The organism is Marivita sp. (genome assembly GCF_048006345.1).
In the GTDB taxonomy this organism is placed as follows: domain Bacteria; phylum Pseudomonadota; class Alphaproteobacteria; order Rhodobacterales; family Rhodobacteraceae; genus Marivita.
This window is the reverse complement of the sequence record NZ_CP180351.1, coordinates 1,438,239-1,450,220: the sequence shown is the minus strand read 5'-3', so window position 1 is coordinate 1,450,220 and position 11,982 is coordinate 1,438,239. Positions and strand designations below refer to the sequence as shown.

The window sequence follows — 11,982 nt, the reverse complement described above, 5'->3', positions numbered from 1 at the left end:
TTGCCAAAGCGCGCGGCGGGCGTAGGGTGTGCACAACCAGACCATCAGGAGACCGTCCATGCAAATCGCCGGATTTCGTCAGCGCCTTTTGTTGCGTGTGCCTTTGGCAGGTACGTTTCTGAAAACACCGGCGTTTCAGCTGATTGAAATCCTTGCGCAATCCGAGCTGGATTTCGTCTGTCTCGATGCCGAACACGCGCCTTTCGACAGAAACGCCATTGATGCGTGCTGTGCGATGGGACGTGCGCTTGATTTTCCGGTGCTGGTGCGGGTCGGCGATGGGTCGCCGCGCGAAATCCTGCAAGCGCTGGATTGCGGTGCGGTTGGGATCGTGGTCCCGCATGTGGACAGCGCGGCAAAAGCGGCTGCGGTGGCGCAAGCGGCTCGGTTCGGGCGCGGGGGGCGCGGCTTTGCAGGATCAACGCGTTGGGCAGGGTATGCAACGCAGTCGATGCCCGACCTGCTGGCACGGTCGCATTCGGAAACAGTTGTGATGGCACAGATTGAAGAACCTGAGGGGGTCGAGGCGGCAGAGGCCATCGCGGCAACCGACGGGATCGACGCGCTGTTTCTGGGTCCGGCGGATTTGTCGGTTGGCTATGGGCATGACCATCAGGCCTCTGACGATCTTTTCTCAGCGATGGAGCGTGTGGGCAAAGCCACCGAAGCGGCGGGCAAGGCCTATGTGTCTTGGGTCGCCAACGCGCAAAAGGCGCAGGAATGGTCGGCCTATGGGATGAGTTGTTTCTTCATCTCGTCCGAGCATTCATGGATGCGTGCCGGGGCCACCGCCGAAGCAAGGGGCGTCCATGAGATCGGCAAAGCCTAGGATTTGAAACTGGAGAAAAGCGATACGGCGGCACCCGTCACCTGACGGCGTGTTTTGGCGTTTTCCATCAGCACTTCGTGTTCGGCCCCATCTACAAGCAGCAGTCTCCCGCCTTTCCATTCGGTCATGCGGTCACGGATCGCCGTTGTGTCGACAATGCGTTCATTCGAACCGACGAAGCACAATGCGGGAAGCGCGGGCGAGGGCAGGACTGCCAGATCCGCACATTCCTGAAGGGCTGTCAGGAGCCATGAAAATGATGGACCGCCCAAACCGAATTGCGGCTCTGCTTCGACGTGGCGGCGCATGTAGTCGAACATTTCGGGGTCAGATGTGAGGAGGTTGTTCTCGAACGGCTCTGACGCCGGGTAGCTCTTGATCGATGTGCCGGGTGCAAGGCGATGTCCTTGGCCCAAGGCCATGGCAATCCGGGGCAGGGTCCATGCGATGGGGCGCAGATACCCGGCCATTTGAATGCCCCACATGGGGCCTGTGAACATGACCGACGCCATGTCGCTGCCGCTCGTCAGGGCGCGCAGTCCAATGCAGCCGCCCATGGAATGCGCAACCATGTGCCAGGGTCTTGGCACATCGGCGCGCCGCGCAAAGGCGCACACGGCTGCCCAGTCTTTCTGGAAGTCCAGAAAACGCCCGACATGGCCAACCATCGGATTTGCCCCAAGACGGTCCGACATGCCCTGACCGCGCCAGTCGACCGACACCACATCAAAGCCCGCGCGGACAAAATCCTTGGCGTTGCGGCCGTATTTTTCAATGTACTCGGTGCGGCCCGGCAGAATGAACACCGTGCCCTTGCTGTCCCGCGCAGCGGCATGCCCGACGCGAATGCGCACCCCATCCGAGGTGCGCAACCAGAACGCTTGGGTGTCCGGGCCTTCGGCCAGATCGTCGCGATAGGGCGCGGGATCTGCCATCAGGCGAGGGTGGCGGCCAGCTTCATCGCCATGCCCATGTCTCCGTCGATGGTCAGACGACCGGACATGAAGGCGGATGTTGGGTTCAGCGAACCGTCGAAGATTTCACGATAGGTGTCCGCGTCGGCGTTGAAGGTCACGTCGGCATCAGCCGTGCCTTCGCGGGCACCGTCGCTGTCGACAACCATGCTGCCTTCGCCTTCAATGTTGAATTGCGCGGTACCATCAATACCTGTGCCGCCCAATTTCTCATTCAGAGCGGTCACTGCCTGTGCCACAACATCACTCATACTTTGATCTCCTTCGTGATCGCGTTTTGGTGTGCGAGGCTGGCATTTGCCAAACCCCACGCTAAACTCAAGATGGGTTATGAGGTTCATCATGCGCAAACACAAATCTGCCGTTGCGGCATTTCTTCTAGCATCGGCACTGACGCTGGGTCCTGTCTCGGCGCAAGAGGGCAGTGCAGCCGATCTGCTGGACCAGCTGGCACAGGCCGAAGACGAAAATGCAGCCAGCCGGTTGGAGCGGCAGGTTCGACAGGAATGGTCGAAGTCGGGATCGGCAACGATGGACCTGCTGCTCAAGCGGGGGCAGGATGCGTTGGATGTCGACAACATTGATGCGGCGCTGGAACATCTTACGGCGTTGACCGACCACGCGCCGGAGTTTGCGGAAGGCTGGCACACTCTGGCTTTGGCCTATTACCGCGCAGAGATGTTTGGCCCGGCAGCGGATGCGCTTGAACGGACGTTGGCGCTGAACCCGGTGCATTTCGGAGCGTTGCGCGGGCTTGGTGCGATATTCGAACAGGTGGACAAACCCCACCTTGCGTATGACGCCTATTCGCGGGTACTCAGCCTGCGGCCGCATGATTCCGACGTGATCGAGGCGTTGGAGCGGCTGGAGCTTCGGGTGAACGGGCAAACGCTCTGACCCCCTGATACTCCCGAGCAGGACGGCAAAGGACGTCATCATGGCCGGACATGCGCGGGTTGCGGCCATTCTTGGCCCGACCAACACAGGCAAAACCCATTACGCGATTGATCGGATGCTGGGCTATCGCACCGGCATGATCGGCTTGCCACTGCGCCTTTTGGCGCGCGAGGTTTATGACAAGATCGTCGCGGCCCGTGGGCCATCGGTGGTGGCGCTAGTCACGGGCGAGGAGCGTATCGTTCCGCCGCGTGCGCAGTATTGGGTCTGCACCGTGGAGGCGATGCCTGAGGGCATGGGCTGCGATTTCGTCGGGATCGACGAGATCCAGCTGTGTGCCGATCCCGAGCGTGGGCATGTGTTCACCGACCGGCTGTTGCGGATGCGCGGGCTGCAGGAAACGCTGTTCATGGGGTCCGACACAATGCGCGGGCCGATTTCGAACCTTGTGCAAGGGGTTGAATTCGTACGCCGCGAGCGGATGAGCCAACTGTCCTACACCGGCTCGAAAAAGATCAGCCGCTTGCAGCCGCGCACGGCCATCGTCGGGTTCTCGGTCGAGAACGTCTATGCGATCGCGGAATTGCTGCGCCGTCAGAAGGGCGGGGCCGCTGTTGTTATGGGCGCGCTGTCGCCACGGACCCGCAATGCGCAGGTGGACCTTTATCAGAACGGTGAGGTGGATTTTCTGGTGGCGACCGATGCCATCGGGATGGGACTTAACCTCGACATCAACCATGTGGCCTTTTCGTCCCTGACCAAGTTTGACGGTCGGCGGATGCGACCCTTGATGCCCAACGAACTTGCCCAGATCGCGGGACGCGCAGGGCGCGGCATGTCGCATGGCACGTTCGGTGTCACAGGGGAGGCTGGTCCTCTTGCCGATGAGGTGGCCGAGGCGATCTGCAATCACCGCTTCACGCCGCTCAAGAAACTGAACTGGCGCAATGCCGATCTGCGGTTCGGCACTGTCGATGCCTTGATTGCCTCGCTTGAGGAAAGTCCGAAGGACGAACTCTTGGTCAAGGCGCGCGAAGCCGATGATCTTCAGGCGCTCAAGGCGCTAAGCACGATTGCCGAGGTTCAGGCGCGGGCGTCGGATCCGAAATCGGTGCAGCTTTTGTGGGATGTGTGCAGGATTCCCGACTTCCGTGGGATCAGTCATGCGGAACATGCGGGGCTTTTGGAAGTTATCTACGGACATTTGCACCAACGCGGAGCCATTCCCGATGATTTTCTTGCGCGGCAGGTCAACCGGATCGACCGGACAGATGGCGACATTGACACGTTGTCGAAACGATTGGCGTATATCCGCACATGGACCTATGTCGCGCAGCGGAAAGCGTGGGTGCATGACGAAAGCCATTGGCGCGAGCAGACGCGCGCTGTAGAAGACCGACTGTCGGATGCGCTGCACGAGCGCCTGACCCAAAGATTTGTTGACCGGCGCACATCCGTGCTTTTGCGGCGGTTGAAACAGAAGGAGGCCCTTTTGGCCGAAGTGAATGACAAAGGTGAAGTCACCGTCGAAGGCGAATTCGTCGGCAGGCTTGAAGGGTTCCGGTTCCGCCAGGACAAGGATGCAACCGGGCAAGAGGCCAAGACGCTGAAAACCGCGTCGATGCAGGCGCTTGCCCCGCATTTCCATCTGCGGGCGGATCGGTTCTACAATGCACCCGATACCGAGATGGATTTCACCGAGCAGGGCGGCCTCATGTGGGGCGAACAGGCGGTGGGCAAGCTTGCCGCGGGCGATGATCCTCTGAAACCGCGCGTCGTGGCTTTTGTCGATGAAGAGGCGGGTGCAGATGTCGCGCAGAAGGTCCAGCGCCGCTTGCAGCACTTCATCGATCGCAAGATCGCAGCGCTCTTTGAGCCGCTGATCACGCTGCAGAAAGATGAAACGCTGAACGGATTGGCCCGGGGTTTTGCGTTCCGCATGGTCGAGTCGATGGGCATTCTGCCCCGCGCCGACGTGGCGGATGACGTGAAAGCGCTGGATCAGGACGCGCGCGGGATGCTGCGCAAGCATGGCATTCGCTTTGGTCAGTTCACCGTGTTCATGCCGCTCTTGCTCAAGCCAGCGCCGACGCGGTTGCGGCTGGTGCTGTGGAGCCTTGCGAAGAACCTGGACGAATTCCCCGAAGCGCCGCCGCCGGGACTGGTGACGGTGCCGAATATGCCCGGCACACCGGCCGAGCATCATATGGTGGCGGGCTACCGCGCTGCGGGCGATCGGGCGATCCGGATCGACATGCTGGAACGTTTGGCCGATCTTCTGCGCGCGCAGGACAGCCGGGGCGGGTTTGAAGCAAATCCCGACATGTTGTCGATCACCGGTCTGACGCTGGAACAGTTCGCCGATCTGATGGGTGGGCTCGGCTACAAGGCCGAAAAGGGTGAACGCGAAAAGGTGCGGACCGTCGATGCGGTTGTCCCCGGCGCAAACGCTGCAGCTGCGGCTGAACAAGACGCTGCGATTGATGGCGCAGTGCCGGTCGAGGACACACCAGTGATGGATGCGGCGCAGGAGGGTGCGCCCGGTGCCGGCGCTGCATCCGCTGACGTGCCAGAGGCTGCCGATGTGTCCTATGCCGCTGCTGCGATGCCCGAAGACGGGATTGCGCCGGTGGCAGATACGCCCAGCGATCCTGTTGCCGAGACACCTGTTCCGACCAATTCGGAAACCGAGATCGATCCGGGTACAGCACCCGATGCCGCTTTGGCCGGGCCAGAAACCGAGGTGTTCTATACCTTCACATGGCGGGGCAACCGTCCGGATCGCCAACCGCGTCGGGATGCGGGTGCTGGCAAGAGCCGCCGCGACGCTGGCGCGACCAAGCCGCAGGGCGACCGTCCGCGTGGCAAGGGCAAGCCCAAGGGCAAAGGTCAGCCGCCGCGCGATGCCGGGGCCAAGACCTTCCAGGCGCGTCCGCCCAAGAAAGAAAAACCGATCGACCCGGACAATCCCTTTGCTGCGGCCCTGATGGGGCTGCGCAACAAAGACTAACTTGTCCGAGCCGGCCCAGAAGCTTCGGATCGACAAATGGCTTTGGCATGCGCGTTTCTTCAAGACGCGCAGCCTTGCCGCCAAGGTCGTGTCCGGGGGCAAGCTGCGCGTGAACGGTCAGCCGATTTCCAAACCGGCCTACATGGTGTCAGCCTCGGATGTCCTGACATTTCCGCAGGCGGACAATGTTCGAGTGATCAAGGTCCTGGCAATGGGCGAACGCCGTGGACCTGCGCCCGAGGCACAGCAGCTTTACGAAGACCTCGCACCGCCGAAGCCGCGTGAAGAGATCACCGAACAGGTGCCGCGGTTCGAAGGCAAGGGACGACCAACCAAGAAAGATCGTCGCGCCTTGCAACAAACCCGGACAGACCTTCTTGAATGATTTTTCCGAGTGGCTTAGCTAGCTTTCGAACGACCGATGGAAGACGTGCATGACCTATATTGTCAACGATGCCTGCATTGCCTGCAAATACACCGACTGCGTGGAAGTCTGTCCCGTGGACTGTTTCTACGAAGGTGAGAACATGCTGGTGATTCACCCGGACGAGTGCATCGATTGCGGCGTGTGTGAACCGGAATGCCCGGCGGACGCCATACGTCCCGATACGGAACCGGACATGGACAAATGGGTCGAGTTCAATCGCAAATACGCAGAGCTTTGGCCGGTCATCATCACCAAGAAAGATCCGCTGCCTGACGCGGAAGAGCGTGATGGCGAAAGCGGCAAGCTCGAGAAGTACTTTTCAGAAGCGCCTGGCGAAGGCGGGTGATGATTCGCCAATCGGGCGAGCAGACCTTTAATAGAGCCTCATAACCGTATGTAATGCATTGCATTTACGGCATCTGACGTCCCACTACCGCGGGCCGCTTTTTTGTGTTATAGTCTTCACACAAATGACATCTGTGGGACACACGCCAGTTCTGGCGTATGGCAAATAAGCTGACATAAGCTTGTCGAAAACTCTGAATGAAACGACCGGAAGTGCTGCTTCCGTTCGGTTTTTTTGTCTGTGTTACACGGGCGCACGCCAAGGAAGGTTCTGAATGACCAAATCGAAAAAATCCGAATTCCGTCCGAATGATTACGTTGTCTACCCGGCACATGGCGTAGGCCAGATCGTGTCCATCGAAGAGCAGGAGATCGCTGGCATCACGCTCGAATTGTTCGTGATCTCGTTCGAGAAAGACAAGATGACCCTGCGCGTGCCCACGCACAAGGCTTCGGAAATCGGAATGCGGTCGCTGAGTTCGCCCGACGTGGTGAGCCAGGCGATGAAGACTCTGAAAGGCAAAGCCAAGGTCAAACGGGCTATGTGGTCGCGCCGGGCACAGGAATATGAACAGAAGATCAATTCTGGTGATCTGATCGCGATTGCCGAGGTGGTTCGTGACCTGCACCGTGCCGACGACCAGCGGGAACAGAGCTATTCCGAGCGTCAGCTTTACGAAGCCGCACTCGAGCGTCTGACCCGCGAAGTTGCAGCAACCTCGGGTGGGGACGAGCTGGCCGCTGCCAAGCAGGTTGGTGATGTTCTGACGTCACGCGCGCCAGCTGCCGCCTGATTTTTCGGGCAACCGGTTTCGAAAGCGGTCCCTCGCGGGGCCGCTTTTTTTATGCGGCATTGTCGTTGGCGTTCTCGAGAGCGCTGAGCAAGGACGCCTCCAGCTCTTTTTCCAATTCCTTTGCGCGGGCAATATAGGCTTTGTTCTCGGACGATGGGATATTGGGATCCCACAACTCGGCCAGCTCCCGCACCGTGTAGCGGTCGTGATGGTAGAACAGCTTTTCAGCTTCGGACGCTTCGTATTCGGACAGGCCGATATTCTCGAGAACGTATCGTCCGGCGCGCAATGAGCTGTCGAACAACTCTCGCACGATGTCATTCGCGCCTGCTTGGTAAAGCCGGTAGGTATGCGTCCGGTCGCGGGACCGCGCCACGATGTGAATGTCCGGGCGCAGGCGTCGTGCGTAGGTGACAAGCTGTTCTGCTGCCTTCGGGTCGTCCAGTGCCACCATCAGAACCCGCGCCTTGTCGATCCCGGCCGCGTGCAAGAGATCGGGGCGCAGAGGGTCACCGAAAAAGCCCTGATACCCGAACTGCCGCATCAGCTGAATGGTCTGGAGGTTGTTGTCGATCACGACCGTCTTGGCCCCGACCGACTGCACCAGACGGTTCACGATCTGACCAAACCGTCCAATGCCCGCGATGATCACGGTTCCTTGCTGGTCGATCTCGTCATGTTCGACGGATCCATCCGTGTCTTTTATCCGCTTCGAAAGGTGCTCATAAAGAATGAAGGCCAAGGGTGTGATCAGCATCGACAGCGCGACGATGAGCAACAAGCGATCAGCGATGTACCCGGGCAGGATGGATTGCTGCAGGGAAAAGGAGATCAGGACGAAGCCGAATTCTCCGGCCTGTGCCAAGCCAAGGGTGAACAGCCACTGATCGCGTCCCCGCAATTTGAAGGCGCGGCCCAGTCCGTACAGGATGATCCCCTTCAGCAACATGATCCCAAGGGCGAGCCCCAGAATGCTGATGGGTTCTGAAAAGAAGAGGCCGAAGTCGATGCCGGCACCGACGGTGATGAAGAACAGGCCAAGCAAGAGCCCCTTGAAGGGTTCGATGTCGGATTCGAGTTCATGGCGGAACTCGCTGTTGGCCAGGACCACACCTGCGAGGAAGGTGCCGAGTGCCGGTGAAAGGCCGACGGCCGTCATCAGGAAGGCGATGCCGATGACAATCAGCAGCGCCAATGCAGTATACATCTCGCGCAAGTGGGCTGCGTGGATGAAGCGGAACAGGGGGCGGGCGCCATAGACACCGCCGATGATGATCAGTGCGACGGCACCGAGCGTGACAAGCGTGACCCCCCAGCCGGGCAGGCCTTCGATCAGGGACATGGTGTGGCCATGTGCTTCGTCGGCTGTCGTCAGCGTCCCACGCGAGATCGACCCATCCGGGTTCAGCGATGGACCGACAGGCACCGCCAGCAACGGCAGGATGATCAGCATTGGGATCACCGCAATGTCCTGTGTCAGAAGCACGGAAAAGGTCGAACGTCCGCCACTGGTCTGCATCAGGCCTTTCTCGCTCAGGGTCTGCAGAACGATGGCTGTGGAGGACAGGGAAAATATCATTCCGATGGCCAGGGCCGTCTGCCAGACAAAGCCAAGATAAAGCGCAGCCGTCATAACCGCGAGCATGGTGACGATCACCTGCAAGCCGCCCAGCCCAATCAGCCGGTGTCGCATGTCCCAAAGGGCGCGGGGCTCCAGTTCCAGACCGATCAGGAACAGCATCATCACTACACCGAATTCAGCAAAATGCTGCAGGTCGGTTGTGTCCGCCACAAGGCCAAGCCCCGGTCCGATGGCGACCCCTGCCAGCAGGTATCCAAGCACTGATCCCAGCCCCAGACGCGCGGCAATCGGTACGGCGATCACTGCGGCAAGCAGGAAGACCGATGCGAGGAAAAGAAACTCACCCATTCTGATTTCGCCTTTCAAGCTGCCGCAAGCATGCCGTTTTTTGCATTGAATTGGCAACTGAAGGTCGAAGAAACTGCCAGTTTTTGCAGCAACTTTCGATACTGCGCCCAAATTGTCGGCGCGCGCCCGAAGGCTTACCCGTCCGGCATATCCAGGACAACGTTCCGTCCATTCTTGGAGTAGCGCAATTCGCTGTCACCGATGGCGGCGACGCGGCCACCGTCAAGTGTGTCGCCAACCTTGACCTTTTGGTAGCGCCCGTTCGACAGGCGTACGAGCGCACGACGGTTCGAGGGTTTGCCATAAACGCCGATGAGGTTGATCCGCCGCAGATTGATGGCGTTTGTCACCGTGGCCTGACGCGCCACATTGGCTGTTGACGGAATGCTGGGCTGCACCGTGCGTGGTGCAACGGCTGCCACCTGTGTCACTTCGGCCGCCTCGGGTGTAGCGGTCTGCTGGGTGGCGCGTGACCGTTCCACGATTTGTGAAAAATTGCGGGGGCGCGTGACGGGTGCAATTGACTGGGCCACCGCGAATTGTGTGGCCTCGGGTTGGGAGAGTTCTTCTTCAGCCTTGAGCGTTTCGGGGCGCGCATTGGGACGCAGCGCGGCCAGTTCGGCCAGAGTGCGTCCGCCCAGCTGCGCCCGTTCGTTGCCTTCGATCAGGCCGCTGGGGCGCAAACGTGGACGGAAGCGTTCCAATTCGGGTGCGACTGACAGGTTCTCCGTGTCGGCGCTTGGGGCCGGGTTTGCCACGGTTGTCACGGGGCGTGTGGGGGGCACCACGGGCGGCAGACCCGCAAAGATGCGAACCCCGTCCGGGTTCACGGCCCCTTCGGGTGTGGCGACGACCAATCCGCGATCATCGAGCGTGAACAGAGTTCCGGGCGCTGCAGGGTTTGGCTGCGACAGGTAGGTCTTGTCATTCCGCAACAGTTCAGAACCGGGCAGGGCGACCGCATCGAATTGCTGCACCCGACGGTCGATCGACGCGACGTAGAGGTCGTCGAGGGTGGTCAGCGTCGGTGTCGACGGCGCTTCGGGTGAACGCTGCCAAATCCCGGTCGCGGCATAACGGGCGTCGGCTTCCTCAGGTGTGAGGGCAGCCGGGGGCGGCAATACGTCGGACAGGCCATCGGCCGCTTCTGGCGGCATGTCAATCGTATCAAGGGCTGCGATCTGAACGACCGGTTCATCTTCCTGTGGCGCGGTGATCGACCCATCAAGCGGCAAAAGTTCGACATCCGGGAGCCGGGCAATCGAAGGCGTGTCAGAGTCGCGGTCGAAGAAACGCGAAATCCCCTCGTCAAGGAAGACGCTTGCCCACGCTGCAACCGCCAAAAGAAAGATCAGAAGCGCACTGGTCAGCATGAGGCCAAGGAACCTTGGCTTTCCGCCAATCTGCGGCTCTGCGCGTGCGCCGAATACGGTCATGCGGGCGCGCTCGTCCTGAACCGGGGCGTCGACGGACGGGGCGGTCGTACGTGCCGCACGCATCGCGGCAATCCGCGCCACCGCTTCGCGCGCCGGTTCCGGATCGTGCCGTGGTGCCGTTACAGGGGGTATAGGTGCAGACGCCCCCGCAGTCAGAGCGGGCTCGGGCTTACCCACTGCAGCGCCGCTTTCTGCAGGTTTTGTCTTGCGGCGGCTGAAAAAACCGAACCCGCTGCGTTCGACCGGTTCTTCAGCAGTTTCGACCTGCAGTATGGGGGCTGTCACATCGCTGTCGCGTGTGGATTTACGTGCGCCGCCCAGTTTAAACCGAGGTGCCGCCGCGACATCCTCGACCGGAGCCTCGACCCGAGGCGCAGGCGGCGTAACTGCAGGTGCAGGCGCTGTGCGGGACGCGCGGATAGAGGCGAAGGAAGGCGTCGCTGATGCGGTTTCTGGCAGAACCGGCGGTGCTACAACCGGAGGCTCCGGCGGCACGGCAACAGGTTCTTCGGGGATGTCGCCGTCGGCAATGCCGGGGGCCAGCGCTTCGTCGGCATCCTCGGACGCGGTTTCGATAAACGGCTGTTGCTCAGGTTCGAATTCAGGTTCGGGACGGTCGTCTTCCGGTATTGCTTCAGCCGCGACGTCAGGTGTTGGTTCCGGTGCCGGAGGCTCGATGACAGCCGGGGGTGGCACCTCTGCCGGAGCGGCGACCACCACCATCTGAGCCGGGTCTTTGTGCGGTGCCTCTCCGGTCCAGCTTGCTGCAGGGCCGAAGAACACTTCTCCCGCGAATTCGCCAGATGGTGCCATGGCAACAAAGCACACCGGATCGAAATGATGGCTTTTGGCAAACGCCTCTGCTTCATCCAGCGTTTCATTCGCCACGGCTGCAATATGCACTTTGTCGGCATCATGCGACCAGTCGAAACTGAGTTCGTCGACGGCGTAGGGCGTCGCGCCGTCGAGCACTGCAAGGATGTCCTGTTGCAGCGTTTCGCCCGTCTGACCGGTGTCTTCGATGGTCAGATATTTGATCTGCTCGTTCGGGATGACGAGCTTGACCTGCCCACCATTCGGCGACAAGGCATCTGCTTCAGAGCGAAGTTCCGCCAAGGCGCTGCGCAGATCGGCTGCGTCCAGAGCGACATCACCGACCAGCGCCCACCCATTGGGGACGCGGCGCAACAGCGAGATGCCTTCGAATGAAAGTGTCAGGGCAAAGTCTGGCTTCATACGTTTATTTTAGCAGTCCTTTGGGTGGGATGGGAGTCACTTAAGCGCCTGTTAAAGCTGATAAGGCGATCTTTCGCGCGGGGAAAATTCTCTGCTTGTCGGCG

Annotated in this window: 10 protein-coding genes; 6 read left to right on the top strand and 4 right to left on the bottom strand. The window is 60.5% G+C overall.

Annotation, left to right across the window (positions count from 1 at the left end; genetic code table 11):
* The first annotated feature begins 58 nt into the window (after positions 1 to 58).
* On the top strand, positions 59 to 829 hold the full coding sequence (locus ACMVPR_RS07155; RefSeq protein WP_416882280.1) for an HpcH/HpaI aldolase family protein: 771 nt from the start codon (positions 59 to 61) through the stop codon (positions 827 to 829).
* On the opposite strand, the gene ACMVPR_RS07150 is transcribed toward ACMVPR_RS07155, so the two are convergent.
* Positions 826 to 1,764, bottom strand: coding sequence for an alpha/beta fold hydrolase (locus ACMVPR_RS07150; protein ID WP_416882279.1), 939 nt, complete (start codon positions 1,762 to 1,764; stop codon positions 826 to 828). The two genes, ACMVPR_RS07155 and ACMVPR_RS07150, sit on opposite strands and share 4 nt — an antisense overlap.
* Positions 1,764 to 2,054: an SCP2 sterol-binding domain-containing protein gene (locus tag ACMVPR_RS07145; protein ID WP_292266856.1), complete on the bottom strand. Its 291-nt coding sequence runs from the start codon at positions 2,052 to 2,054 to the stop codon at positions 1,764 to 1,766. The genes ACMVPR_RS07150 and ACMVPR_RS07145 overlap by 1 nt, the downstream gene beginning before the upstream one ends.
* A gap of 91 nt (positions 2,055 to 2,145) precedes the next feature.
* Between ACMVPR_RS07145 and ACMVPR_RS07140 the strand changes: the two genes are divergently transcribed.
* The 5 genes from ACMVPR_RS07140 (at position 2,146) to ACMVPR_RS07120 (ending at position 7,276) form a co-directional block, all read left to right on the top strand.
* A complete protein-coding gene (locus tag ACMVPR_RS07140) occupies positions 2,146 to 2,700 on the top strand; it encodes a hypothetical protein (protein ID WP_416882278.1) in 555 nt (184 codons plus the stop codon).
* Between the two features lie 40 nt (positions 2,701 to 2,740).
* A complete protein-coding gene (locus ACMVPR_RS07135) occupies positions 2,741 to 5,710 on the top strand; it encodes a helicase-related protein (RefSeq protein WP_416882277.1) in 2,970 nt (989 codons plus the stop codon).
* A gap of 1 nt (position 5,711) precedes the next feature.
* A complete protein-coding gene (locus ACMVPR_RS07130; protein ID WP_300589011.1) occupies positions 5,712 to 6,095 on the top strand; it encodes an RNA-binding S4 domain-containing protein in 384 nt (127 codons plus the stop codon).
* A gap of 49 nt (positions 6,096 to 6,144) precedes the next feature.
* Positions 6,145 to 6,483: a ferredoxin FdxA gene (gene fdxA / locus ACMVPR_RS07125; RefSeq protein ID WP_292266849.1), complete on the top strand. Its 339-nt coding sequence runs from the start codon at positions 6,145 to 6,147 to the stop codon at positions 6,481 to 6,483.
* A 274-nt stretch (positions 6,484 to 6,757) separates the two neighbouring features.
* Positions 6,758 to 7,276 carry a CarD family transcriptional regulator gene (locus ACMVPR_RS07120; RefSeq protein ID WP_292266848.1) on the top strand — a complete coding sequence of 173 codons (519 nt, stop codon included), beginning with the start codon at positions 6,758 to 6,760 and terminating at the stop codon, positions 7,274 to 7,276.
* A gap of 49 nt (positions 7,277 to 7,325) precedes the next feature.
* On the opposite strand, the gene ACMVPR_RS07115 is transcribed toward ACMVPR_RS07120, so the two are convergent.
* Positions 7,326 to 9,206, bottom strand: coding sequence for a monovalent cation:proton antiporter-2 (CPA2) family protein (locus ACMVPR_RS07115; RefSeq protein ID WP_416882276.1), 1,881 nt, complete (start codon positions 9,204 to 9,206; stop codon positions 7,326 to 7,328).
* 134 nt (positions 9,207 to 9,340) lie between these two features.
* On the bottom strand, positions 9,341 to 11,878 hold the full coding sequence (locus tag ACMVPR_RS07110) for a hypothetical protein (protein ID WP_416882275.1): 2,538 nt from the start codon (positions 11,876 to 11,878) through the stop codon (positions 9,341 to 9,343).
* Positions 11,879 to 11,982: the final 104 nt, after the last annotated feature.

What these genes read in the sequence shown, in the direction of transcription:
- ACMVPR_RS07155 (WP_416882280.1), top strand. Translation starts at nt 59, where the DNA reads ATGCAAATCGCCGGATTTCGTCAGCGCCTTTTGTTGCGTGTGCCTTTG.
- ACMVPR_RS07150 (WP_416882279.1), bottom strand. Translation starts at nt 1,764, where the DNA reads ATGGCAGATCCCGCGCCCTATCGCGACGATCTGGCCGAAGGCCCGGAC.
- ACMVPR_RS07145 (WP_292266856.1), bottom strand. Translation starts at nt 2,054, where the DNA reads ATGAGTGATGTTGTGGCACAGGCAGTGACCGCTCTGAATGAGAAATTG.
- ACMVPR_RS07140 (WP_416882278.1), top strand. Translation starts at nt 2,146, where the DNA reads ATGCGCAAACACAAATCTGCCGTTGCGGCATTTCTTCTAGCATCGGCA.
- ACMVPR_RS07135 (WP_416882277.1), top strand. Translation starts at nt 2,741, where the DNA reads ATGGCCGGACATGCGCGGGTTGCGGCCATTCTTGGCCCGACCAACACA.
- fdxA (WP_292266849.1), top strand. Translation starts at nt 6,145, where the DNA reads ATGACCTATATTGTCAACGATGCCTGCATTGCCTGCAAATACACCGAC.
- ACMVPR_RS07120 (WP_292266848.1), top strand. Translation starts at nt 6,758, where the DNA reads ATGACCAAATCGAAAAAATCCGAATTCCGTCCGAATGATTACGTTGTC.
- ACMVPR_RS07115 (WP_416882276.1), bottom strand. Translation starts at nt 9,206, where the DNA reads ATGGGTGAGTTTCTTTTCCTCGCATCGGTCTTCCTGCTTGCCGCAGTG.
- ACMVPR_RS07110 (WP_416882275.1), bottom strand. Translation starts at nt 11,878, where the DNA reads ATGAAGCCAGACTTTGCCCTGACACTTTCATTCGAAGGCATCTCGCTG.